The following is a 26,059-nucleotide window of genomic DNA, read 5'->3' as shown; positions in this document are numbered from 1 at the left end:
TATCTGCAACCTCAAAGCTGTACTTTGAGCAACCTGCGGCTAGTTTCCTAGTTTGCTCTTTGATTTTCATTGAGTATAAGAAAAAATCAGTCCCCTAAAGGAGTAGATTATGAAGTTATTGTCTATCGCCATTCCTAGCTATAATGCCGCAGCCTATCTTCATTACTGTGTGGAGTCGCTAGTGATTGGTGGTGAGCAAGTTGAGATTTTGATTATCAATGATGGGTCTCAGGACCAGACTCAGGAAATCGCTGAGCGTTTAGCCAGCAAGTATCCTAACATCGTTAGAGCCATTTATCAGGAAAATAAAGGCCATGGCGGTGCGGTCAATCGTGGCTTGGTAGAGGCTTCTGGTCGTTATTTTAAAGTAGTTGATAGTGATGACTGGGTGGATCCTCGTGCCTATCTGAAAATTTTGGAAACCTTGCAGGAACTAGAGAGTGAAGGTCAAGAGGTGGACGCCTTTGTGACCAATTTTGTCTATGAAAAGGAAGGTCAGTCTCGTAAGAAGAGTATGAGTTATGAGTCAGTCTTGCCTGTCCAGAAGATTTTTGGCTGGGACCAGGTCGGAAATTTCTCCAAAGGCCAGTATATCATGATGCACTCGCTGATTTATCGGACAGATTTGTTGCGAGCGAGTCAGTTCCAACTGCCTGAGCATACTTTTTATGTCGATAATCTCTTTGTCTTTACCCCCCTTCAGCAGGTCAAGACCATGTACTATCTGCCAGTCGATTTCTATCGTTATTTGATTGGGCGTGAGGATCAGTCTGTCAATGAGAAGGTGATGATTAAGCGTATTGACCAGCAACTTAAGGTCAATCGACTCTTGGTAGACCAGCTTGACTTGTCCAAAGTGAGTCATCCCAAAATGCGAGAATATCTGCTGAATCATATTGAGATTACGACGGTGATTTCTAGTGCCCTGCTCAACCGAGCTGGAACAGCGGAGCATCTGGCCAAAAAACGGGAGCTGTGGACCTATATTCAACAGGAAAATCCAGAGGTCTTTCAGGCCATTCGCAAGACCATGTTGAGTCGTTTGACCAGACATTCCGTCTTGCCAGCTCGCAAACTTTCCAATGTCGTCTATCAAATCACCAAATCTGTTTATGGATTTAATTAATATAAGTATTTTATAAGAGGGATTTAAGAAAAATTTTAACTTTTTCTTAATCCTTTTTAATTTTAGGAGATTATACTAGAGTCATCAAATAAAGAAAAACTCTAAGGAGAATCCTATGAAATTCAATCCAAATCAAAGATATACTCGTTGGTCTATTCGCCGTCTTAGTGTCGGTGTTGCCTCAGTTGTTGTGGCTAGTGGCTTCTTTGTCCTAGTTGGTCAACCAAGTTCTGTACGTGCCGATGCGATCAATCCAACCCCTGCTCAAGTTGGGCCAGACGCAGATTCGGTGAGTGAAAAGAGCGACTTACCAGTAGGAGTTCTCAAAGAAGCAGTCGATACAGCTCTTCCTTCAGAACAGGTAGACTCAGCCCCTAAAGCAAGCTTGGATGCTACAAGCTCTCCAGAAAAAGTGAATGTAGCTGATAAAGACCAAGTGGTAGCGCCAAAAGAAGAAGTGCAAGCAAAACCAGAATCTAAGAAAGAAACAGAAGATGCGGTTAAACCTGCGACAAATCCTGCTCCTGCAGTCTCTGGACAAGACCGTGAAGCAAGTGAGGCTCAACCAGCAACTACTCCAGCCGAAGTTCAAAAAGGAGTGGTTGACAATACCAAAGACACAGTAGACGTTCCAGCTACATACTTGGACAAGGCTAACTTCCCTGGTCCATTCACAGCTGGTGTCAACCAAGTTATTCCATACGAATTCTTCGCCGGAGATGGTATGTTGACTCGCCTTATCTTGAAAGCTTCTGATAAAGCTCCATGGTCAGACAACGGCTCAGCTAAAAATCCTGCCCTTCCACCAGTAGAAAAATTGGGCAAAGGCCTCTACTTCTATGAAGTAGATTTGGCAGGTACTCAAGGAAAATCTGACAAAGAGCTACTTGATTTGTTAAAACAAAACGGTACGCAAAGCTACAAGGCAACCATTAAAGTGTACGGTGCGAAAGATGGCAAGGCAGATTTGAGCAATCTTGTAGCGACTAAAGATTTGAATGTCAATTTGAATGGCTTGACCACTCCAGCTGAAGTTCAAAAAGGTGTGGCTGACAATACCAAAGACACAGTGGATGTTCCAGCTACTTACCTAGATAAAGCTAACTTCCCTGGTCCATTCACAGCCGGTGTTAACCAAGTCATCCCATACGAGTTCTTCGCTGGTGACGGTATGTTGACTCGCCTTATCTTGAAAGCCTCAGACAAGGCTCCATGGTCAGACAATGGTTCAGCTAAAAATCCAGCTCTCCCACCAGTAGAAAAATTGGGCAAAGGCCTTTACTTCTACGAAGTAGATTTGGCTGGTACCCAAGGTAAATCTGATAAAGATCTTCTTGACCTCTTGAAACAAAATGGCACTCAAAGCTACAAGGCAACTATCAAAGTGTACGGTGCAAAAGATGGCAAGGCCGATTTGACTAATCTAGTAGCGACTAAGGATTTGGATGTCAACTTGAACGGCCTAACTACTCCAGCTGAAGTTCAAAAAGGTGTGGCTGACAATACTAAAGACACAGTAGATGTTCCAGCTACTTACCTAGATAAAGCTAACTTCCCTGGTCCATTCACAGCTGGCGTCAACCAAGTTATTCCATATGAATTCTTCGCTGGTGATGGTATGTTAACTCGCCTTATCTTGAAAGCTTCTGACAAGGCTCCATGGTCAGACAACGGCTCAGCTAAAAATCCAGCTCTCCCACCAGTAGAGAAATTAGGCAAAGGTCTCTACTTCTATGAAGTGGACTTGGCAGGTACTCAAGGCAAATCTGACAAAGATTTATTAGACTTGTTGAAACAAAACGGCACTCAAAGCTATAAAGCAACTATCAAAGTGTACGGTGCGAAAGACGGCAAGGCAGACTTGAGCAATCTTGTAGCGACTAAGGATTTGACAGTGAACTTGAACGGCTTGACTACCCCAGCTGAAGTGCAAAGAGGCGTGGCCGATAACACCAAAGACACAGTAGATGTTCCAGCTACTTACTTGGACAAAGCCAACTTCCCTGGTCCATTCACAGCCGGTGTTAACCAAGTTATTCCATATGAATTCTTCGCTGGTGACGGTATGTTGACTCGCCTTATCTTGAAAGCTTCAGACAAGGCTCCGTGGTCAGACAACGGTTCAGCTAAAAATCCAGCTCTTCCACCAGTAGAAAAATTGGGCAAAGGCCTTTACTTCTATGAAGTGGACTTGGCAGGTACTCAAGGCAAATCTGACAAAGATTTGTTAGACTTGTTGAAACAAAACGGCACTCAAAGCTATAAAGCAACTATCAAGGTTTATGGTGCGAAAGACGGCAAGGCCGATTTGAGTAATCTTGTAGCGACTAAGGATTTGACAATAAACTTGAATGGACATCAGTCTCTTACTCAGATGCAATCATCTTCTAATGGTTCAGCTATGCCGGCTCCAATGATGAATAGTCATCAAGATGCGTCTAAGTCTAAGATGAACGCTCAAATGCCAAGTGCTCATCAAGATGAGATGAAATCTAAAATGCCAGCTGCTAGTCAGGATAAGATGATGTCTAACAAAGAGCAGGACAAAACCATGAATGCTAGCCAGTCAATGGCAACACCAAGCATGAAACAAGACCAAGCTCCAGCAACATCAAGCAAAATGTCTGATGAAGGCAAGATGGCATCTAATAACAAGGTATCAAGTCCAATGATGGCTGATCAAATGAAAGACAAAAAAGACATGCTTCCATATACTGGTGAAGCCCAAACATCAATGGCTACTCTTGGATTCTTTGGACTCGCCTTAGCAGGACTGTTAGGTGGTCTCGGTTTGAAAGCTAAAAAAGAGGAAAATGACTAGTCTAGTTACAGACTTTCTATCTAGGATTTGAAAAATCCAGATAGCGATTAGAATGTTCGTAAAGCGATTAAAATAGTGTTATACTATTGTAGTATAGCACTGTTTTTTTCAAAGGAGAGACAGATGGGAAAGACAATTTTACTCGTTGACGACGAGATAGAAATCACAGATATTCATCAACGTTATCTGGTTCAGGCAGGGTATCAGGTTTTGGTGGCTCATGATGGAGTAGAGGCCTTAGAAATTTTCAAGCGAAAATCGATTGATTTGATTATTACAGATATCATGATGCCTCGGATGGATGGTTATGACTTGATTAGTGAGGTCCAGTATCAATCTCCAGATCAGCCTTTTCTCTTTATCACGGCCAAGACTAGCGAGCAGGACAAGATTTATGGCCTGAGTTTAGGGGCAGATGACTTTATTGCCAAGCCCTTTAGCCCTCGTGAGTTGGTTTTACGTGTCCACAATATCTTACGTCGCCTTCATCGTGGAGGTGAGACAGAGGTCGTCAGTCTCGGGGATTTACGGATGAATCACGGTAACCATGAGGTCCAAGTTGGAGATGTGGCGCTTGATTTGACAGTCAAATCCTTCGAACTTCTATGGCTTTTAGCTAGCAATCCAGAGCGGGTTTTCTCTAAGACAGACCTCTATGAAAAGGTCTGGCAGGAAGACTATGTGGATGATACCAATACCTTGAATGTTCATATTCATGCTCTTCGACAGGAGTTGGCTAAACATGCCAGTGCAGAAACGCCTACTATCAAAACCGTCTGGGGCTTGGGCTACAAAATTGAGAAAGCACGAGGTAGTCAATGAAATTAAAAAGTTATATTTTAGTGGGATATATCATTTCAACAGTTCTAACGATTATCGTAGTTTTTTGGGCCATCCAGCGAATGCTAATTGAAGAAAGAGAAATTTATTTCCTGATTGGCATGACTCTCATAGCTAGTTTTGTCGGTGCTGGTATTAGTCTCTTTCTCCTGTCGCCTGTCTTTACATCATTGGCCAAACTTAAGGAACATGCCAAGCGGGTAGCGGACAAGGATTTCCCTTCAAATCTGGAGGTTCAAGGTCCTGTAGAATTTCAGCAATTAGGCCAAGCTTTCAATGAAATGTCCCATGATTTGCAGGCGACCTTTGATTCCTTGGAAGAAAGCGAACGAGAAAAGGGCTTGATGATTGCCCAGCTATCGCATGATATCAAGACCCCCATCACTTCGATCCAAGCGACGGTAGAAGGGATTTTGGATGGGGTTATCAAGGAGGGAGAACAGGAGCACTATCTAGCAACCATTGGGCGTCAGACGGAAAGACTCAATAAACTGGTTGAAGAGTTGAATTTTTTGACTCTAAATACAGCTAGAAATCAGGTGGAAACGACCAGCAAGGACAGTATTTTTCTGGATCAGCTTTTGATTGAGTGCATGAGTGAATTTCAGTTCTTGATTGAGCAGGAGGAGCGAGATGTCCACTTGCAGGTGATTCCAGAGTCTGCCCGGATTGAGGGAGATTATGCCAAACTTTCTCGCATTTTGGTGAATCTGGTCAATAACGCTTTTAAATACTCAGCTCCAGGAACCAAGCTGGAAGTGGTGGCTAAGCTGGATAATAACCAGCTTTCAATCAGTGTGACCGATGAGGGACAGGGGATTGCCCCAGAGGACTTGGAGAATATTTTCAAACGCCTTTATCGTGTCGAAACTTCGCGTAACATGAAAACAGGTGGCCATGGCTTAGGTCTTGCGATTGCGCGTGAATTGGCCCATCAATTGGGTGGAGAAATCACAGTCAGTAGCCAGTACGGCCTAGGAAGCACCTTTACCCTCCTTCTTAATCTCTCTGGCAATGAAAATAAAGCTTAAAACCCCTTTACAAATCCAGCTATTCATGGTAGAATGGATTTTGTGTGAAATATCAGCAGGAAAGCATGAAGCTCGTCAACAGGTGTCTTATGATAAGTAACCTTGGCTGTTTAGGCGAAGGGCATCTGCACGAATCAGGGCTTTCTAAGTGACTATTTCCACCGAAATATTATTTATATCAGGAGGACATTCACATGTCACGTTATACAGGACCATCTTGGAAACAAGCTCGTCGCCTTGGGCTTTCACTTACAGGTACAGGTAAAGAATTGGCACGTCGTAACTACGTACCAGGACAACACGGACCAAACAACCGTTCTAAATTGTCAGAATACGGTTTGCAATTGGCTGAAAAACAAAAACTTCGTTTCACTTACGGTGTAGGTGAAAAACAATTCCGTAACTTGTTCGTACAAGCTACAAAAATCAAAGGCGGAATCTTAGGTTTCAACTTCATGCTTCTTTTGGAACGTCGTTTGGATAACGTTGTTTACCGTCTTGGTCTTGCGACTACTCGTCGTCAAGCTCGTCAATTCGTAAACCACGGTCACATCCTTGTTGACGGAAAACGCGTTGATATCCCATCATACCGCGTAACTCCAGGTCAAGTGATCTCAGTTCGTGAAAAATCATTGAAAGTTCCAGCTATCCTTGAAGCAGTAGAAGCTACTCTTGGACGTCCAGCATTCGTATCATTCGACGCTGAAAAATTGGAAGGTTCATTGACTCGCTTGCCAGAACGCGACGAAATCAACCCAGAAATCAACGAAGCACTTGTCGTTGAATTCTACAACAAAATGCTTTAATTTTAAAAAATATCTTACAGAAAGCCTACAACAGTGGGCTTTTTACTTTGTCTTAAAATGTTGATGTCTGGGTTTGTATAGAGATTTGCTAGTAAGGTTATTGGTGTATCTAGATCTATCTATTCCAAGAACTAAGCGATGTTGATGATATAAATTTGGTGTGATATAATGTTTTGGCCCCTCAATTCAAGGAAGGGAGGTGTTACATATGTTAGAAACTTTACTCACAGTGTTTCTAGCTCCGTTACTTATTAACGTGTTATCTGAGCTTTTCAAGTTATGGCTTAAGAAACGTAAGAAGTAATGGTTAACCCTTTTAGAGGGGAGCAAAAAACCCCATCGGTGGCACGATGGGCTTTTTTAGTTACATATGCTGTAACTTTACTCACATTGTAAGTTCATTCTAACATATAACACCTAATATTTCAAGCTTTTGTTTTTTATACACGATGTTGATGATATAAATCTGGTATGTTATAATGTTTTAGCCCCCTCACTTTAAGGAAGGGAGGTGTTGCCGATGTTAGAAATTATCATCACAATTTTTCTAGCCCCCTTAGTAGTCAATATTTTGATAACCTTGTTTGAGAAATGGCTTAACTCACGCAAGAAATAACCTTTAAGGGGCGATAAGCCAAAAAACCCTCAACGCTGGAACGTTGGGGCTTTTTGTTGCCTTGTTAGACAATTATCATCACTATAAACCCATTCTAACACACAACCCCCGATATTTCAAGCCTTTGTTTTGATCTTTCCTTAGAGTGTGATTGTGGTTTGAATCAGTTCCTATGAAATCAGAATACGCGCTACTAGCTTTCATTCCACAGCAAAGAAATCAACTCTTTTCTAGGGGATTTCCGCCCTCATTTTGCTCTTTTATGCTAAAATAGACTTATAAATTGAAAATAAGGAATGTTTATGAAATCGGGTAATGGTTTTTGGAAAGGCTGTCTCTATTTTTGGGGCTTCTTGTTCTTGTTGGGACTCTTGGTTCAATATGCTCTTCCGCTTGCGGCTTGTGTCTTACTGGGTTATGGCGGTTACCGTCTCTACAAACGTTGGCGTTATCCTCTTTTGCAGGATCGTTCTCTCGGTGATCAGATTGAGCTTTTAAAAGCTCGGATTCGTCAGGCGGACAAGGATATTCAGCAATTAGAGGGAATTTTAGTAGAAAAAGGCTCAGAATCCTATAAGAGTCTGGCCAATCAAGTATTAATCGAACTGCGGAAAATTCATCAGGAGGCGGATCGTCTTAAGTCCTATATCAATGCTGATGTCTACAACCGTATTGACAAAAAAGTTCGTACAGTACGAGCAAATATCGATGTTCAGCTAGAACGTTTGGATAGGGAAAGTCAAGTAGATCTTGAAAATGCGGAGCCAGAGGAATTAGCTCCGGAATTGTCCCAGACCTTGGCCAATATTGCCATTGACCATCAGGCTATTTTAGACAAGATTGCTACCTCTGCCGAGGGGGATAAGGAAGAATTGACTGCCATTCATAGTTTGAAGATGGAGAAATTCCAAACGATTTTAGAAGGCTATTTAAAGATTAAGGCCAATCCTAAAAACTATAATCGGGCAGAAGAACGTTTGCAACAAGCTAAAGCAGCTATCGAACAATTTGATCTTGAGCTGGACCAAGTCTTGAGAGAACTCAATGAAACAGATATGCGTGATTTTGATATTAGTTTGCGCATCCTAGAAAAAGATCGTAAGGAATAGGTTAGAAATAAAGGAGTAACCATGACAGAATTTAATTTTGATATTGACCAGATTGCTAATAATACGGTAGCTAAGGTGGATAAAACAACCCAAATCATCGAGACCAACACTGGCTCAGACAAGACCTTGACCTTCCTTGAAAAGTTGAGCCCTGAGCAGCAAGAAGGAATCAAGGCGCGTGTGCCTCAGCTAGTAGACCAGTTTGTCATCAATCAAAATGCCCTTTTGGATTTTGGACAATCTGCTGTAGAAGGTGTGAATAATACGGTCAATCGTATCTTGTCAGAACAAAAGAAACTGCAGATTCCCCAAGTGGATGATCTACTCAAGAATACCAACCGTGAGTTGCAAGGCTTTGTAGTCAAATACAAGAACGCTGAAATTGCTGAGTTAGAAGAAAAGCCAAACTTTTTGCAACGATTGTTTAACAAGAGCAAGAATACCCTACAGGAATTTTACTTTGACTCAAAAACAGTAGAGCAAAAGCTGGATGGCATGGCTGCCGCAGTGGTCAAGCAAGAAGATGTCCTAGCTCGAAATATCGTCTCTGCTGAGATGTTGATTGAGGATAATACTAAGTCTATTGAAAATCTAGTAGGAGTGATTTCCTTTATCGAAGCCAGCCAGACAGAAGCTGGTAATCGCGCTGCCGAACTGAAGGCCCAAGCTGACCAACTCGATACAAGTACGGTAGAATACCAGACCAAGTCACAAGAATTGGCCCGCATGGCTGAAGTGGTCAATACCCTCGAACAACAACACACAGAGTATGTCAGCCGTCTCTATGTGGCCTGGGCAACAGCACCTCAGATGCGTAATCTTGTGAAGGTGTCATCTGATATGCGCCAAAAATTGGGTATGCTTCGTCGCAATACGATTCCAACAATGAAGCTTTCCATTGCCCAACTTGGTATTTTGCAACAATCAATGAAATCAGGTGTCGTGGCAGATGCTATTGTCAATGCCAACAATGCTGCCCTTCAGATGCTAGCTGAAACCAGCAAGGAAGTGATTCCGCAGATGGAGAGAATTGCCCAAAGCCCGACAGTCGCTGTCGAATCGGTTACCAAACTGGCTGAAAGTCTGGTCGCTCAAAACCAAGGTATCGTCGCTGCCATTGAGTTGGGACGTCAGAAACGTGCCCAACTAGAAACAACCATCGTCAAGTCCGCAGAAATGATCAATGATTCTGTCAAACTACGCGATGAGAAAATCGTCCAAGCCCTTCTAGACCAAGGAAAAGCTGCCCAGAAAGAAGTACAAGAATAACATACAAGTCCCTTGTAAGTATAGATTTGCAGGGGATTTTGCTTGTTTTAGTAGAAGTTTGAAGGTCAGGGAATTCTTGCCAGATTTAGAGAGAATACCCTAGAAAACCTTTTCACTACTAGTCTTTTATGGTACAATAGAAGGAAGTAAAGGTGTTGTTTTTCAATCTTATCAACGCCTTGGATGAATGAAAAGGAAGAGTCCCTATGGTTTTCAGATTTAAGCAAATAACTAGCTTGCATATATATATATATATATAAACTCGCGTTTTCATACCCATTTTCAAAACCTACCAATGTTTTTGGTAGGCTTTTTGCGTTATAGGGATGGGGTATGAACATGGCTTACACTTTATCAAAAGAATTAGAACAAGAACTCATCGTTTCAGCACCTGAGTTACAGCCTAGTTATGCTGCCATCGTAGAATACCTAGAAGCTATCAACCAGAAAGAAGCATCTGGAAGCAATTCTCAGGAACTTCAGAATCAGCTTGCTATTCAGCTGAGACGTTTAGAAGATTTGGTGCAGGGTTATATCCAAATAAAGAAGAATCCCCATCACTACCTAGATGCAGATAAAGACCTGACGGCAGCCTATCAAGCCATAAAAGGTACGGAGCAAGCCCTTCTTGAAAAATTACAACATCTCAACCAAGCAGCCTTGCAGGATTTCCATATCAGCCAGAGACTCTCTCCTAAAGATGAGACTGCTATCCCTGTAGCAGGTAAACCCAAAACCAAACAGGAATTGGCTATCGAGCGAGATTTGATCAACCAGTTGACAAAGGGAGAAAGTCAATGGGTGTATCGACCTGAGTTAAATACAGAAGACCTCCTATGGGGAAACTTTTTTGCCAAGCTGGAAGCCAATAATGTCCGTATTTTGCAAGACCACCCCCTTACAAATTCAGAGAAAAATCAAATCAAAAACCAACTCAATTTCGTCAACTTCTACGAAGCAGCCAAGTGGATAGCAGGGGAAAATGGCATTGCCAAGGTGCAGGTTCAACGTGAAGACGCCAGTCTAGGCACCATTCGCTTGGAAGTCTTGTGGCGAAACAATGTCGCTGGTGGCAAATCCAGCTATGAGGTTGTTAACCAAGTCATCACAGGCGGAGAAGGGATTCGCCAGCGTCGTGGGGATGTGACTTTGTTAATCAATGGTCTGCCTATGATTCAAATCGAACTGAAAAGCCGTTCTCATCCTTATATGGATGCCTTCCGTCAGATTAAAAAATACGACCAAGAAGGACAGTTCAGAGGTATTTTTTCAAGTCTTCAGATGTTTGTCGTCTCTAATGTCACAGACACTCGCTACATCGCAGCTGCCAAAGCCAACAAGCTAAATGAGCGCTTCTTGACCAAGTGGGTCGATAGTGAAAATAGACCTCAACCTCAACTATTTGACTTTGCAGAGTCTGTCTTGTCTATACCGAGAGCCCACGAGATGGTCATGCAGTATTCTGTCATTGATGATGACAAGAAGGCCTTGATTTTATTGCGCCCCTATCAGGTTCATGCCATTGAGGCTATCCGTGAAGCCAGTCGCAAGCGCCAGTCAGGTTATATCTGGCATACGACTGGATCAGGTAAGACCTTGACCTCCTATAAGGTTTCGCGCAATCTGCTCCAGATTCCATCTATCGAAAAGACAATCTTTGTGATTGATAGGACAGACCTCGACCAGCAGACGACCAGTTCTTTTCAGTCTTACGCAGAGAACGATATGATTGATATCGACGAGACCGATGATACACAGGAATTGGTTAAAAATCTGGCTTCTGATGACCGCCGTGTCGTTGTCACGACCATCCAGAAAATCAATGCTATGATTCGTCAGTTTGATGAAGGGCGTCACCAAAAGGTCTACAATCGTATCAAGCAACTCAAACTAGCCTTTGTCGTTGATGAATGCCATCGCGCAGTGACTCCTGAACGCCAGCGCCACCTAGAGCACTTCTTTACAAATTCTCTCTGGTATGGTTTTACAGGGACTCCTATCTTTACAGAAAATAAACGTGAACAAAAAGGCGACCTTGCTCAGACGACCGAAGAGCAGTACGGTGACTGTCTCCACCAATATACCGTCAAAGAAGCCATTCATGACAAGGCGGTTCTTGGCTTTAATGTGGAGTATCAGACAACCATGCCTGGTTGGGCAGAAGATGAGATTGACGAGGAGCGTTATGATGACGAAGGCCACATGCTTGCCGTTTTAGATGCTATTCTCAATCGCTCAAGACGCAAACTCGGCTTCCAAAATGGGGTAGGAAAAACCTATGAAGCCATTTTGACCGTTAAAAGCATTGCCCGTGCGCAGGCCTATTATAACCTGATTAAGCAAGTCAAAAATGGGGAGAAGTCTCTAAGCATTTCAGAAAATGTTAAAAAGGTCTTGCCAGACTTCCCTAAGGTTGCCATTACCTACTCTGTGACAGAAAATGAAGCAGACTCCTATGTCAACCAAGCCTACATGGAGGAAAGTCTAGAAGACTACAATGCCATGTTTGGCACCCACTTTGGCCTAGCGACCATTGCTTCCTACAATAGTGACCTCAACGACCGTTTGGCCCGTAAGAAAGAACGCTTTGCTTTCCGCGAGGAACAGTTGGACTTGGTTATCGTGGTGGACCGCTTGTTGACAGGCTTTGATGCCCCTTGCCTATCGACCCTGTTCATGGACCGTCAGCCCATGAAACCCCAGCATATCATTCAGGCCTTTTCACGAACCAATCGCCTCTTTGATGAAGGCAAGAAATTCGGTCAAATCGTCACTTTCCAAACGCCTGACCGTTTTAAAGAAAAGGTGGATGAAGCTCTGAGCCTTTACTCAAATGGTGGCGAAACCAGTGTCTTAGCCCCAGAATGGCAGGAGGAGAAGGCCAAGTTTATGGAGAAGGTTCATCAACTACTGGCTATCGCTCCAAGTCCAGAGCAGGTGCCAGATTTGGATACAGCTACAGATGCAGAATTAAAACGCTTTGCCAAGGCCTTCCAAGAATTTGACAAGCTCCTATCCTCTATACAAGTCTATTCGGACTATGATGAGAAAGTCATTCTCAGAGAGATTGGACTCAGCCTAGAAGACATCGAGAACTTTGCCGGCCAATATCAAAATGTCATCGAAGAGCTCCGTAGACGCAGAAAAGAAGACCAAGAAGATGAAGGTGTGCTCGTGGATATAGAGTATGAGCTTGAATCCATCCGCACCGACGAGATAAACTATCACTATATTCTCTCTCTCATCCAAACCCTAATCGAAAATCGGGAAAATCTCATCGGTAAAAAGGAAAAGAGTCTGGTAGATAACTATATCGAAGATTTGAACAAATCCAATCCTAAGTTATCCAGCCTCATCTCTCAACTCTGGCAGAATGTCCAAGCTGATGCCAAGAGTTATCAGGGACAGTCTATCATCCATAAGTTGGATGAGATGATTGAGCTTACTACCCAGCAAAAGATTCGTGAGACGGCAGATTATTGGCAGATAGGAGAGGATGAACTCCAGTTCGTAGTGGACAACTACCGCATCGGACGAGATAAGCAAAATGGTGAAAAAGCCATCACAGACTCTCAGAACTATCTGGCCTATAAGGAAGCCCACGGAGACAAGGCACTACCAAAACTCAAATACAAAAAAGCCCTCAAAGAGGACTATATGCGCGTGATTTCAGAGGATATCTTACCACTAAGGGGGAGATAGGTTTAAAAATGGTCAGAAAGATAATGTTGGGAAGGTTTTCGACTAATTAGGGTCAAAATTCCCCTCTCTTCAAGATGCAAGAAAGCATCCTTGACCTTTTTCTTAGAGTAATGATGGTTGGACTGATTGGCCAGTTGGATGATGCTTCTATCTTCTATACCATCTCTCTTATCATCGACAAAGAGCTTGGACTGAGCAAGTAGGAACAAGATGTATTTCTCGACTTCCTCCAGCCCTTCTGTTTGCTCTATCTTAACTTTATAGCGATGAAGTTGTTCCTGCTTTTCGAGGAGGGTTTGGATAATATTTTCCTGCCCTTCCTTGATAAAAGTTAACAAGGCTTCAACGAAGAAAGTAGCATCGGCACGGTTGAGATGGTCGCCAGTATTCCTAAAAGCTTTATAATAGTCTTGCTTATGGTGATTGATTTGTTGGGACAAAACCAACCCCGAAAATTTATCGAGTTTTCTAGACAAGTACTTGGCAAGGATATAGCGTCCTGTCCGACCGTTACCGTCATAGAAGGGATGTATATTTTCAAAAAAATAGTGTCCAGCACAAGCCTTGATAAGGTTTGGGATAGAATGGTCGTTTATAAAACGAATCCACTCTGTCAGCATAACCTGAATCTGTTCCTCCTTTTGAGGTGGGATATAGATGACTTTGCCAGTCTTGTCGTCTTGGATAAAGACCGATTTCTGCCTAAAAAACTCTCCATCGAGTTCATCCTCGGGCGAGATTTCTCCTTGCGTTAATTGGTCATAAATCCTTCTGATATCTTCAAGAGATTGGATTTGGAGAAATTCATCCTTAAGGATTTGTTGGTACATTCGCAAGGTGGAAAGATGTTTGATTTGTTCGGTCTTATAGGGGTCTTCCTCTAGGAGTTTCTCCACATCGACCAACTCTTTACGAGTTGTATGGATACCTTCGATTTCATTTGTGGAAATAATCGATTGGTAGAGTTGTTCTTTATAGAACTGATCGTGGGCAATCTTTGGGAGGGTATCAGCTATTTCGCTAATTCGTTGAGACTGCTGTGAGATAGTTTCCATCAGTTGGGAAAGCCCAAGATGCAGGGTAACAAATAGAGGGTATTGACTTGTTTTGACAGTATCGCGTTGCATTAAATGAGGATAAAGAGATGTTCTAATGGAACTGTATCCTTGTAAGCGTAGTTGATACTCTTCCTCATATTGGTCACGATGACTGTAGTATATTTTTCTAAGTTCTCTATAGTTCATATGTAGTCATCCTCGCATTTTAACGTTTTTTAACATTATATCACAAAATCAGCCCTTCTATTGTTTCAAAATAGGCAAAATTGAATAATAGAATTGTATATCTGCCTATCTAAAGTGCAAAAATGGCCAAAATTGAACAATAGGAACGAAAGGTGGACGTCCTAAAGTGCAAAAATAGGTAAAATTGAAGAATAGAAATCAAAAAAGAAAACCTGAAGTGTAGAAATAAGAAAAATTGGAGAATAGAAAGGGGGATATAGTGGAAAAATTATTTATTATCGGAAATGGTTTTGATATGGCACATGATTTAAAGACAAATTATCTATATTTCAAAAAGTTTGTTTTTCAGCAGGCCTATGGAAAAGATGAACTGTTAGAGTCGTTGCAAAGTGAAAATGCCATAAAATTATATCTCAATAGAATTGATAAAGAAATATTGCTAGGAGAAATTGATGATGATACAATACCTGAGATGCAAATAGGATCAGATGGGGGAGAATTATATCCAGATGATGTAGGTTTGTATAAGTTGTTGTACCAGTTAATGGGTCAAATTACGGAAACTGAGAAATTTTGGTCTGATTTTGAAGCGAAATTAGCAGATTTTAATAAAGTGTCTATTGTTAACACAGATTGTATATATAACGCTAGAGATTTGGATGGCAGTATAATGACTAATAATGCTAATGAAATAGGAGAAACTCTAGCTAAATATGTTTTATATTCTTTAAATAAACTATTTAAATTATGGATAGAAGAAACATATTCTGATTGGAAGAATAGAATTCTTACCAAGGGTAATGAATTAAAGTCTAAATTATTAAAAGATACAGTTTTGGAAAATTCTGATGCATTATTCATTAATTTCAATTATACAAAAACGTTAGAGGATTTATATAGAATTCCTGAAGAGCAAGTTTTTCATTTACATGGAGTTATTGGTGGGGAAAAATTTATTTTTGGACATGGTTTTGATGATGAAGTAAGTGATTTCAATCCTCTAGATGTAGGAGCATATCTTGAAGAAGTTGTTATAAAGTTAAAGAAACCAGTTGACAATGTATTGTCTAATTACAATGAACTTTTTGAAAGATTATCTTCTGTCAAAGAAATTTATTTCATCGGTTTTGGAATTCGTTCAGAACAAAGATGGGTAGACAGTCCATATTTAAAAGCAATATTTAAGGAGGCTCCAAACGCAGATATTTTACTTGATAGTTATTACCGATTTGGAAATATAGTACAAATAAAAAGAACTCTGAAAAAATTGGGTGCATATAAAGCATATAAACTAAGATTAATAGATACAAGGGACAATCAATTGCTATAAGGAGGATAAACATGACAAAGAAAGCAGCCCTTCGCTTTGCAGGATTTGGAGATGAGTGGAATGAAGTGAAGTTGGGGGAAGTTACGGATATAAAAACTGGTGGTAGAGATGTTCAAGATTCTGTTGAGGATGGATTATATCCATTTTACATTCGTTCAGAAGAAGTAAAACGAATTAATTCATATTCTTTTGATGGGGAGGCTATCTTAATACCTGGAGAAGGAAGATTAGGAGAAATTTTCCATTATGCAAATGGGAAATTCGATGTTCATCAACGTGTATATAAAATCTCTAACTTTACAGATGTTAATGCTAAGTTTGTACTGCAGCAGATGAAAAAAGATTTCAAACAGCATGCAATGAGGAATACCGTAAAGGCGACGGTTGATTCGCTAAGATTGCCAACAATTCAGTCATTTACTGTCTTCGTTTCCTCCCTCCCCGAGCAAACTGCCATTGGTTCTTTCTTCCAAGATATTGACCAGCTCATTAGTCTTCAACAGCGTAAGTTAGAGGTGCTCAAAGAGCAGAAGAAAACCTACCTCAAACTCTTCTTCCCAGCCAAAGGACAAACAAGACCAGCCCTTCGCTTCGCAGGATTTGAAGATGAGTGGACTAGTGTTTTATTAGGAGATATATCGGAATTATATCAACCAAAAACAATATCTAGTGAAGAGTTACTAACAGAGGGCTTTCCAGTATTTGGCGCGAATGGTTATATTGGATATTATAAGGATTACAATCATAAAGAAGATCAAGTTACCATCTCTGCGAGAGGAGAGGGAACAGGAACACCAAGCTTTGTTGAAGGACCTGTTTGGATTACAGGTAATTCAATGGTTGTTAATGTTGAGAAGCAAGCTAATATTATTAAGCCATTTTTGTATGCTTTTTGTCTATCGTTTAATTTTAAACCTTTTGTTACAGGTGGGGCACAGCCTCAATTAACAAGGGAAGTTTTAAAAAAAGTAAATATTATGTTGCCCTCTCTCCCTGAACAAGAGGCCATCGGTTCTTTCTTCCAAGACCTAGATAAGACTATTGCCAAACAAGAGGAAAAAGTCAACCAACTCAAAGAAAGCAAACAAACCTTACTCAGAAAAATGTTTATCTGAGATACCCAGCTTTTAGGTCGTGTTCAATTCATAAGATACCAAGACCATAAAAAGCTACACTAAACGAATGAAAGTAGAAATTGATAGGAGACCCTATGTCACAAACAGATTTATCAAGAGAACTCTACCAATCCCTCTGGAATGCGGCAGATATCCTGCGTGGCCAGATGGAAGCCAATGAATACAAGTCCTACCTCTTGGGCTTGATTTTCTACAAGTACCTATCCGACAACATCCTCCAAGCCGTCTGCGATAACTTGGACGAGACCTTTGAGTCCTTCCAGCAAGCCCAGCTTCTCTACGAGGAAAACTTTGCGGATGCAGATGTCAGTGAAGACCTCATCGAGGTCTTAAATGACGATCTGGGCTATGTGATTGAGCCTTCTCTGACCTTTACCAAGCTGGTTCAGTCTATCCATGAAGGAACCTTCCAGCTAGAATCCCTAGCCCAAAGTTTCCGTGATATTGAGCAAGCCAATGAAAAATTTGAAAATCTCTTCGAAGATATTGACCTCTATGCTAAAAAGCTAGGCAACACCCCACAAAAGCAAAACAAGACCATCTCTGAGGTTATGAAACAGCTCAACGACCTCAATGTCTCTGGTCATGCTGGTGATATCTTGGGTGATGCTTATGAGTACTTGATAGGCCAGTTTGCCAGTGATTCTGGGAAAAAGGCTGGTGAGTTCTATACACCTCAAGCAGTCTCTCATCTTATGACTCAGATTGTCTTTGCAGGTCGTGAGCATCAAAAGGGGATGTCAGTTTACGACCCGACTATGGGTTCTGGTTCTCTCTTGCTCAATGCCAAGCGCTATAGTAAGGAAGCTTCGACGATTTCTTACTACGGTCAAGAGTTGATTACTTCTACCTTCAACCTTGCTCGTATGAACATGATGCTTCATGGGATCGCGATTGAGAACTATCACCTCAGCAACCACGATACCCTAGACGAAGATTGGCCGACGACCGAGCCGACAGACTTTGATGGGGTTTTGATGAACCCACCCTATTCACTGAAGTGGTCAGCAGATAGTGGCTTCCTGCAAGATCCTCGCTTTTCAAGTTATGGAGTTCTGGCGCCTAAGTCTAAAGCAGATTTTGCCTTCCTCCTTCACGGTTTTTACCATCTCAAGCACAATGGTGTCATGGCCATCGTCCTCCCTCACGGAGTTCTCTTTCGAGGAGCAGCTGAGCAGAAGATTCGCCAGCACCTGCTAGAAGAAGGCGCTATTGATACAGTTATCGGCTTGCCAGCAAATATCTTCTACAACACCTCTATTCCGACAACTATTATCATCCTTAAAAAGAATCGCACCAATAAGGATGTCTTCTTTATCGATGCCTCAAAAGAGTTTGAAAAAGGGAAAAATCAAAACAATATGACCGAAGACCATATTGCCAAGATTTTGGAGACTTATCAAAAACGCGAGAATGTCGAGAAGTTCGCCCATCTAGCCAGCTTTGAAGAGATTGTCGAAAATGACTACAACCTCAACATTCCACGCTATGTCGATACCTTTGAGGAAGAACCCGTTGTTCCCCTAGCCGACCTCGCAGACCAGCTCGCAGAGATTGATAAAGAGATTGGAGAGGTAGAAGCCAGACTCGCCCACATGCGCAGCCAACTAGTAGGCACAACACCAGAAGCCCAAGCAGAATTAACCGCCTATCTCGAAAAGTTGAATGAAATTTAGGGACTTGTGAGAATACTCTGCTAAAAATTTAGAAAAATAAAATGACAGTAGAAAATCTATTGTCATTTTTTGTTATTGATGACTGCAACAAAGTTCATCCTTAAATGTTTGAAAGTTTACTTCTTTCTTCAACTTCATTTTCTATACATTCTTCCAATACCTTTGTATCAACATAGATCACATTCCCAATCATTTTGGCAGGAATATTCATAGACAGTACTTGTAAAGAATATTTTTTAACAAGTGGTTCAAGTTTTGAGCCGTTTATATTGTTGTTAATGGCAGGGAAAATGATATCTTCCCATGAAAATGTGTAGTTATAGATTGTCTTATTAAATCCAAGCTCTCTGACTTTAACTCTATCGTTTATGCGAATAAGTTTTACCAGTATATTAATACCATCAATATTCTTAGCTTTATAATTTTCACGTAAGTTATTAAAAGAAGCATAGTTCTTGAAGGTGAGATAAGCTAGTAGAATAATTAAGATTAAAGGGATAATGCCTTTAGACGTTAGCAAGTCATTTATAGCTGTTAGCTTAAAACTAAGTATGAAGTTGATAACAACTGCGTACAAAATAGCTAGTAGTGGCAATTTTACAAATAAAAAAGATTTGTATTTTATCGAAGTAATGGTATTGTTTTCTTTAAATTTTATTTTCATAAATGTTTCTCCTTAAATATTATTAATTGAAAGAATATAGAGAAAGACTATGTAATGTTAGTTTTATAATAAAACACCCCATCAGCTAGATATTTTTGTCTAACTAATAGGGTGTAAGTCATGAAACGGAATGACCTATTACTTAACTTCTGTAAACACAACGTGTTTGCGAAGTTTTGGTGAGTATTTCTTCAATTGAAGACGGTCTGGAGTGTTACGTTTGTTTTTAGAAGTAAGGTACAAGCGTTCACCAGATTCTTTGTGTTCAAGTGTAATATTTACGCGCATGGTATCTCCCTTCTATTATTCAGCTGATGCAGCTTTAGCGATTTTACGTCCTTTGTAGTATCCTTTAAGTGATACACGGTGAGAACGTGAGTAATCTCCAGTAGTTTCGTCAAAGTTTACAGATGGAGCTGTTACTTTGTAGTGTGTACGACGTTTGTTTTTCTTCGCTTTTGAAGTGCGACGTGCAGGTACTGCCATTTTGATTTCTCCTTTAGGTATTTATATTCGATTCAATCTACTGATTTTCATCAACCATATTAGAATAACACATTTTTTTTGTAAAGTAAAGTTACTTGACAAAAAAAGATGAAAAAATTCTCCTGTCCGACCCAGCAGACAGGAGAAGGTGTTAAATATCAATTTCAAATGGTTCGTCAATGGTTTCTGATACGTATTTTCCGTCTTTCTTCCGTTGCTTGACACATTCTGTGAGGAGATATTCGATTTGCCCATTGACTGAACGAAAGTCGTCTTCTGCCCATGATGCAAGTGCAGCGTATAACTTTGTTGAGAGTCGAAGGGGAATTTGCTTTTTTTTAGCTTCAGCCATCTTTAGTAAAGACTTCCTGTGTTGACAATTGGTTGTGCATCATGATTTCCACAGAGGACGACTAGGAGATTTGAAACCATGGCAGCTTTTCGTTCTTCGTCAAGCTCTACCAATTCCCCTTCATTGAGCCGTTCTAGTGCCATTTCAACCATTCCTACAGCACCATCTACAATCATCTTACGTGCATCAATAATGGCAGATGCTTGTTGGCGTTGAAGCATAACGGCAGCAATTTCTGGTGCATAAGCTAGGTAAGTGATACGTGCCTCAAGGATTTCCAAGCCAGCATCCTCAACACGACTTTGGATTTCTTCACGAATACGGTTAGCAACAATTTCGCTAGAGCCACGGAGACTACCTTCATCTGCTTGCCCGTCACCTGTAGTATCCACATTAGGAGACACATCGTAAGGATAGATGCGGACAATATTACGAAGGGCACTATCACATTGCAATGAAAGATATTCTTTGTAGTTGTCAACGTTGAAAACTGCCTTAGCAGTATCGACTACACGCCAAGTAACGGCAATTCCTATTTCTACAGGATTTCCTAGACAATCATTGATTTTTTGGCGAGAATTGCTCAAGGTCATAACCTTGAGGGAAATCTGTTTCTTGCCAATTTCAAGATTTACATCATTGCCATTTGATGATTTCATCCCTGAAAAAGGAGATTTCGTGCTAACGTCACCACTTTGTCCAAGTCGAGTGTGGTTTGCAGGGTTAACTGCTACGCTGAAGGGATTGACAAAGTAAAAACCAGGTTCTTTGATGGTACCTGTATAGTTACCAAAGAGTGTAAGAACCAGAGCCTCCTGAGGTTTGACAACTTTTAAACCAGCATGAGCTAGGCCTGCAATTAGGCTTAGTAAAAGTCCGATAATAATTCCAAAAATGTTTTCCGAACCAGCACCCATTATAAGTATAAAGACACCAAGTACGAGTGTCAACTCAATGAGAATCAATGCGAATACACCATTTGGTTTTGAATTGATGAGTTTTTCAGTCATAAGAATGACCTCCTATCATTTGATATCTAAATGATATCACTTTAATTTATAAAGTCAAGAAATAAATGTAAAAAATTTAAAGAAAATATTGCTGTATAGAATATTCTGAAAATTCAAGAATTTTCTTCTGTTCATTGCTTTTAAAATGTGCTATAATAGTAAAAACTGAAATGGGAGGGATAAGATGACTGAATTAGATAAACGTCACCGCAGTAGCATTTATGATAGCATGGTAAAATCACCAAACCGTGCCATGCTTCGTGCGACTGGTATGACAGATAAGGACTTTGAAACACCGATTGTGGGAGTGATTTCAACTTGGGCGGAAAATACGCCATGTAACATCCACTTGCATGATTTTGGGAAATTGGCGAAAGAAGGTGTCAAATCCGCAGGTGCTTGGCCTGTGCAGTTTGGGACTATCACTGTAGCGGACGGGATTGCTATGGGAACGCCTGGTATGCGTTTCTCTTTGACATCTCGTGATATTATTGCGGACTCTATCGAGGCGGCTATGGGTGGTCACAACGTGGATGCCTTCGTCGCTATCGGTGGCTGTGATAAGAACATGCCTGGTTCTATGATTGCTATTGCCAACATGGACATTCCAGCTATTTTCGCCTATGGTGGAACTATTGCACCGGGAAATCTTGATGGCAAAGACATTGACTTGGTTTCTGTTTTTGAGGGTATCGGAAAATGGAACCACGGTGATATGACAGCTGAGGACGTGAAACGTCTTGAATGTAATGCCTGCCCTGGCCCTGGTGGCTGTGGTGGTATGTACACAGCTAATACCATGGCGACTGCTATCGAAGTTCTGGGTATGAGTTTGCCAGGTTCTTCATCTCACCCAGCTGAATCAGCTGATAAGAAAGAAGATATCGAAGCAGCAGGACGTGCTGTTGTTAAGATGTTGGAACTTGGTCTCAAACCATCAGATATCTTGACTCGTGAAGCCTTTGAAGATGCCATCACTGTAACCATGGCTCTTGGTGGTTCTACAAACGCTACTCTTCACTTGCTTGCTATTGCCCATGCGGCTAATGTTGATTTGTCACTTGAGGACTTTAATACAATCCAAGAGCGCGTACCTCACTTGGCCGACTTGAAACCATCTGGTCAGTATGTCTTCCAAGACCTCTATGAAGTCGGTGGTGTGCCTGCGGTTATGAAATATCTCTTGGCAAATGGCTTCCTTCATGGCGACCGCATCACATGTACTGGTAAGACAGTTGCTGAGAACTTGGCTGACTTTGCAGACCTGACACCAGGTCAAAAAGTCATTATGCCACTTGACAATCCAAAACGTGCAGATGGTCCGCTGATCATCTTGAACGGAAACCTTGCCCCTGACGGTGCGGTTGCCAAAGTATCAGGTGTTAAAGTGCGTCGCCACGTTGGACCAGCTAAGGTCTTTGACTCAGAAGAAGATGCTATTCAGGCCGTTCTAACAGATGAAATCGTTGATGGCGATGTAGTTGTTGTCCGTTTCGTTGGACCTAAGGGTGGTCCTGGTATGCCTGAGATGCTGTCACTTTCATCCATGATCGTTGGTAAAGGTCAAGGAGACAAGGTTGCCCTCTTGACAGATGGTCGTTTCTCTGGTGGTACTTATGGTCTGGTTGTCGGACATATCGCTCCTGAAGCTCAGGATGGTGGACCGATTGCTTACCTTCGTACAGGCGATATCGTTACGGTTGACCAAGATACCAAAGAAATTTCCATGGCCGTATCTGAAGAAGAACTTGAAAAACGTAAGGCAGAAACAACCTTGCCACCACTTTACAGCCGTGGTGTCCTCGGTAAATACGCTCATATCGTATCATCTGCTTCACGTGGAGCCGTGACAGACTTCTGGAATATGGACAAGTCAGGTAAAAAATAAACTCATACTCTTCGAAAATCAAATTCAAACCACGTCAACGTCGCCTTGCCGTACTCAAGTACAGCCTGCAGCTAGTTTCCTAGTTTGCTCTTTGATTTTCATTGAGTATCAAAAAGCAAGCCAACTTCGGCTTGCTTATTTTCATCTTCAAAAGTGATTTGCCTGCTTAACGAGGTGGCAGTCCAAGGGCAATGCGGCCGTAGCGACTAATTCGTGTGATCTTCCAGGCAGGCGACCAGGTAACTTCAACCTTGACATCTTCGATACCCTCGATTTGTTTGAGACCTGCAACGATTTCAATAGGCAAACTTTCTGCACAATCGCAGGCAGTGTCGGTGAAGGTCATGACAATCTTGCAGAGACCCGTTTCGTCCAGATTGATTTCATAAATCAATCCTAGATTGTAAACATCCAATTCCACATCTGTATCAAAAACCTTCTCTAGTTTTTCGATAATTTGGTCTTGCAAGGCCAAAGCGCGGTCATTGATTTTGATATCGTCTCTCATAACAGTCCCTCCACGTGATAAATATCCTCTATTTTCTCATAATTCTGACAATTTGGCAAGTTTTTGATGAATTTTCTGAAAAAATATGATAACATAAATAAAACACCGAATTAAGGAGAAGTCTATGGAGCAGATTGGAAAGGTCTTTAGACAATTACGAGAGTCAAGAAATATCTCGCTGAGACAGGCGACTGGGGGACAATTTTCACCGTCCATGTTGTCCCGATTTGAAACAGGTCAGAGTGAGCTTTCGGTGGAAAAGTTTCTATTTGCTCTAGAAAATATATCTGCCAGTGTAGAGGAAATTCTCTTTCTTGCGAGAGGTTTTCAGTATGATACAGATTCTGAGTTGAGAAAAGAAATTACAGATGTCTTGGACCTAAAGAATATAGCACCTCTTGAAGACTTGTATCGCAAGGAGTATCAAAAGCATGCCCATTCTCAAAACAAACAGAAACATATTCTAAATGCCATTATTATCAAGTCTTATATGAAGAGTATGGATGAAACGGTTGAGTTAACGGCAGAGGAAGGGAAAGTCCTTCATGACTATTTGTTTTCTACCGAGATTTGGGGAATCTATGAACTTAATTTGTTTTCAGTCAGTTCGCCATTTTTATCTGTTTCTCTTTTTACTAGGTATGTACGAGAAATGGTCCTAAAATCTGATTTTCTAATGGAAATGTCTGGTAATCGAAACCTTTTTCACACTATGCTATTGAATGGTTTTTTAGCCAGCATTGAGTGTGAAGAATTTACCAATGCCTCTTATTTTAAACGTGTCATCAAAGAGCATTTCTACAAGGAAAATGAGACCTATTTCCGAATTGTCTATTTGTGGGCGGAAGGTCTCCTTGATAGCAAGCAAGGCAGAGTCAAGGAAGGTCAGAAAAAGATGGAGGATGCTGTCCATATTTTTGAGATGCTTGGCTGTCACAAATCTGCCGAATACTATAGAAAAACAACCGACTGTTGAATATCTGCAAACTAAAAAAATAATTTGAAAATTTAAGCGATAAAACTCTTGCCCTCTCTCAGGTCATTACAAAAGTTCTATCGTTTTTTTTGCTTATTTTGTGTGTTGCATATATTCAAAAGTTTTCCCTTTCAATTTCTAAGTGCTATACTATAGCCATGCTTAATATAGTGATTATAACAAGAAGGGAGATGACCTATGAAACTATTGTTCAGAAATCAAGCTTATCGTCTTTTGACTTTGTCACGCTTATTCAATGCTTTTGGTGCTTCGATTTTCAATCTGGTATTTATCGTCTATGCATCGACCTTGCCACAAGCCTCTTTTGCGGTTGCTATGGCCAATATTGTCATGATTCTTCCGACTTTCTTTACAGTTTTTGTAGGGATTCGGGCAGATTATACGAGGGATAAGGTCAAATGGATGGTCTATAGCGGTTTGTTTCAGGCGGTTTTATTTTTTCTGGCAGCCCTAGTTGTTCATCAAGCTAGTCTATTTGCCTTTTCTAGCCTGTGTTTAATCAATGTAATCAGTGATGTCATCAGTGATTTTGCAGGTGGCTTGCGCATGCCTCTTATTAAGGAAAAAGTAGCTGAAGAGGATTTGATGGAAGCTTATTCTTTTTCACAGTTTATCACCTATATTTCAGCTATTGGTGGTCAAGCTTTTGGAGTCTGGCTTTTAGGTTTATCGGTCAACAATTTTTCTCTCGTTGCGGGAATCAATGCCTGTTTTTTCCTCGTATCAGCCGTGATCCTCTTTTTAGGAAGAAGCAAATTAAGCCTGTCAATTTCAGCTGCTGATGGTAAATCACTAAAAAATGAGAAGCTATCTATCAAAGACCAGTTCCTAACGATTTATCGAAATTTACGTCTCGTTTTTCTTAAAGGTGGACAGAAAAACTTTGGCTTCATGCTCTTTGCTGTCTTGCTTATCAATGCCTTGGGTGGCGCTTTAGGAAGCATCTATAACATCTTCTTTTTGAGCCATTCTCTTTTGGACTTTTCTTACACAGAGGCATTATTTATCAGTCAATTCTGTGCTTTGTTAGCAATCATCATCAGTAGCCTTACGGGCAATGATTATTTTGGGAAGCAGTCCTTGCCTAGATTGATGATGTGGGTGACCGTAGGACTCAGTCTAGTTGGTCTAGCTAATTTATTCAATCAAGTCGTACTTGGTTTACTATTTATCTGTTCAACTCTGTATGTGTCTGGTAAAGTTCAACCAAAGATTAGTGCCTTGCTCCTGAAAAATCTAGCTCCAGAGGTTCTAGCTCGTACCAGTAATTTTTTAGGTTTATTGTTCACCTTATCCATACCTGTGGGGACAGCTTGTTTTTCACTTATAGCTGTATGGAATATACAGTTGACTTGGATGCTATTTGTTGGTCTTTCCTTGATAGCTATTCTTTTGACAGGTCTTAATCTCAAAAATGATATCTAATACTCTTCGAAAATCTCTTCAAA

20 protein-coding genes and 1 pseudogene are annotated in these 26,059 nt (G+C 41.1%); 14 read left to right on the top strand and 7 right to left on the bottom strand.

What is annotated here, in order from left to right:
- Positions 1-109 precede the first annotated feature (109 nt).
- The 8 genes from HT718_RS03960 to HT718_RS03925 all read left to right on the top strand — a co-directional run bounded on the left by HT718_RS03960 (position 110) and on the right by HT718_RS03925 (position 13,320).
- Positions 110-1,126 carry a glycosyltransferase family 2 protein gene (locus HT718_RS03960; RefSeq protein ID WP_173267429.1) on the top strand — a complete coding sequence of 339 codons (1,017 nt, stop codon included), beginning with the start codon at positions 110-112 and terminating at the stop codon, positions 1,124-1,126.
- 115 nt (positions 1,127-1,241) lie between these two features.
- Positions 1,242-3,947 carry a fibronectin-binding SSURE repeat-containing protein gene (locus HT718_RS03955; protein ID WP_173267427.1) on the top strand — a complete coding sequence of 902 codons (2,706 nt, stop codon included), beginning with the start codon at positions 1,242-1,244 and terminating at the stop codon, positions 3,945-3,947.
- Positions 3,948-4,070: 123 nt separating this feature from the next.
- Positions 4,071-4,769 carry a response regulator transcription factor gene (locus HT718_RS03950; protein ID WP_173267425.1) on the top strand — a complete coding sequence of 233 codons (699 nt, stop codon included), beginning with the start codon at positions 4,071-4,073 and terminating at the stop codon, positions 4,767-4,769.
- Positions 4,766-5,818, top strand: a complete 1,053-nt coding sequence (locus HT718_RS03945) for a HAMP domain-containing sensor histidine kinase (protein WP_173267423.1) — start codon at positions 4,766-4,768, stop codon at positions 5,816-5,818. The genes HT718_RS03950 and HT718_RS03945 overlap by 4 nt, the downstream gene beginning before the upstream one ends.
- A 194-nt stretch (positions 5,819-6,012) precedes the next feature.
- Positions 6,013-6,624: a 30S ribosomal protein S4 gene (gene rpsD, locus HT718_RS03940; RefSeq protein WP_000092756.1), complete on the top strand. Its 612-nt coding sequence runs from the start codon at positions 6,013-6,015 to the stop codon at positions 6,622-6,624.
- 918 nt (positions 6,625-7,542) lie between these two features.
- On the top strand, positions 7,543-8,349 hold the full coding sequence (locus HT718_RS03935) for a hypothetical protein (RefSeq protein ID WP_173267421.1): 807 nt from the start codon (positions 7,543-7,545) through the stop codon (positions 8,347-8,349).
- A 21-nt stretch (positions 8,350-8,370) separates the two neighbouring features.
- Positions 8,371-9,618, top strand: coding sequence for a toxic anion resistance protein (locus HT718_RS03930; RefSeq protein ID WP_173267419.1), 1,248 nt, complete (start codon positions 8,371-8,373; stop codon positions 9,616-9,618).
- A 333-nt stretch (positions 9,619-9,951) separates the two neighbouring features.
- The gene (locus HT718_RS03925) at positions 9,952-13,320 is read left to right on the top strand and encodes a type I restriction endonuclease subunit R (protein WP_240147347.1); all 3,369 of its coding nucleotides are present in this window, start codon (positions 9,952-9,954) and stop codon (positions 13,318-13,320) included.
- A gap of 2 nt (positions 13,321-13,322) precedes the next feature.
- On the opposite strand, the gene HT718_RS03920 is transcribed toward HT718_RS03925, so the two are convergent.
- Positions 13,323-14,564: a Fic family protein gene (locus HT718_RS03920; protein ID WP_173267417.1), complete on the bottom strand. Its 1,242-nt coding sequence runs from the start codon at positions 14,562-14,564 to the stop codon at positions 13,323-13,325.
- Positions 14,565-14,823: 259 nt separating this feature from the next.
- Between HT718_RS03920 and HT718_RS03915 the strand changes: the two genes are divergently transcribed.
- The 3 genes from HT718_RS03915 to HT718_RS03905 all read left to right on the top strand — a co-directional run bounded on the left by HT718_RS03915 (position 14,824) and on the right by HT718_RS03905 (position 18,706).
- Positions 14,824-15,894 carry an AbiH family protein gene (locus HT718_RS03915; RefSeq protein WP_173267415.1) on the top strand — a complete coding sequence of 357 codons (1,071 nt, stop codon included), beginning with the start codon at positions 14,824-14,826 and terminating at the stop codon, positions 15,892-15,894.
- Positions 15,895-15,905: 11 nt separating this feature from the next.
- The gene (locus HT718_RS03910) at positions 15,906-17,009 is read left to right on the top strand and encodes a restriction endonuclease subunit S (protein WP_173267413.1); all 1,104 of its coding nucleotides are present in this window, start codon (positions 15,906-15,908) and stop codon (positions 17,007-17,009) included.
- Positions 17,010-17,104: 95 nt separating this feature from the next.
- Positions 17,105-18,706, top strand: coding sequence for a type I restriction-modification system subunit M (locus HT718_RS03905; protein WP_173267411.1), 1,602 nt, complete (start codon positions 17,105-17,107; stop codon positions 18,704-18,706).
- Positions 18,707-18,806: 100 nt separating this feature from the next.
- On the opposite strand, the gene HT718_RS03900 is transcribed toward HT718_RS03905, so the two are convergent.
- The 5 genes from HT718_RS03900 to HT718_RS03880 all read right to left on the bottom strand — a co-directional run bounded on the left by HT718_RS03900 (position 18,807) and on the right by HT718_RS03880 (position 21,218).
- Positions 18,807-19,370, bottom strand: a complete 564-nt coding sequence (locus HT718_RS03900) for a hypothetical protein (protein ID WP_173267409.1) — start codon at positions 19,368-19,370, stop codon at positions 18,807-18,809.
- 138 nt (positions 19,371-19,508) lie between these two features.
- Positions 19,509-19,658 (bottom strand): 50S ribosomal protein L33, encoded by a 150-nt coding sequence (rpmG, locus tag HT718_RS03895; RefSeq protein ID WP_001265622.1) that lies wholly within the window; start codon positions 19,656-19,658, stop codon positions 19,509-19,511.
- A gap of 15 nt (positions 19,659-19,673) precedes the next feature.
- Positions 19,674-19,856 (bottom strand): 50S ribosomal protein L32, encoded by a 183-nt coding sequence (rpmF, locus tag HT718_RS03890; RefSeq protein WP_000290417.1) that lies wholly within the window; start codon positions 19,854-19,856, stop codon positions 19,674-19,676.
- A gap of 151 nt (positions 19,857-20,007) precedes the next feature.
- Positions 20,008-20,208 (bottom strand): PTS ascorbate transporter subunit IIC, encoded by a 201-nt coding sequence (locus tag HT718_RS03885; RefSeq protein WP_000796544.1) that lies wholly within the window; start codon positions 20,206-20,208, stop codon positions 20,008-20,010.
- Between the two features lie 2 nt (positions 20,209-20,210).
- Complete coding sequence (locus tag HT718_RS03880) at positions 20,211-21,218, bottom strand: SPFH domain-containing protein (RefSeq protein WP_125454807.1); 1,008 nt, start codon at positions 21,216-21,218, stop codon at positions 20,211-20,213.
- Positions 21,219-21,402: 184 nt separating this feature from the next.
- Between HT718_RS03880 and ilvD the strand changes: the two are divergent.
- Positions 21,403-23,189 (top strand): annotated as a pseudogene (gene ilvD, locus HT718_RS03875) (dihydroxy-acid dehydratase).
- Positions 23,190-23,272: 83 nt separating this feature from the next.
- Here the strand turns inward: ilvD and HT718_RS03870 are convergent.
- Complete coding sequence (locus tag HT718_RS03870) at positions 23,273-23,614, bottom strand: metal-sulfur cluster assembly factor (RefSeq protein WP_001204052.1); 342 nt, start codon at positions 23,612-23,614, stop codon at positions 23,273-23,275.
- 124 nt (positions 23,615-23,738) lie between these two features.
- Here HT718_RS03870 and HT718_RS03865 point away from each other — a divergent pair, with 124 nt between their 5' ends.
- Together HT718_RS03865 and HT718_RS03860 are read left to right on the top strand one after the other, a co-directional pair.
- A complete protein-coding gene (locus HT718_RS03865; protein WP_173267405.1) occupies positions 23,739-24,590 on the top strand; it encodes an Rgg/GadR/MutR family transcriptional regulator in 852 nt (283 codons plus the stop codon).
- A 198-nt stretch (positions 24,591-24,788) separates the two neighbouring features.
- Positions 24,789-26,036, top strand: coding sequence for a transporter (locus HT718_RS03860; RefSeq protein ID WP_173267403.1), 1,248 nt, complete (start codon positions 24,789-24,791; stop codon positions 26,034-26,036).
- The last annotated feature ends 23 nt before the right edge of the window (positions 26,037-26,059 follow it).

Source organism: Streptococcus sp. 714, assembly GCF_013277115.1.
In the GTDB taxonomy this organism is placed as follows: domain Bacteria; phylum Bacillota; class Bacilli; order Lactobacillales; family Streptococcaceae; genus Streptococcus.
The sequence above is the reverse complement of the archived record's forward strand: the minus strand, read 5'-3'. Positions and strand labels throughout refer to the sequence as shown.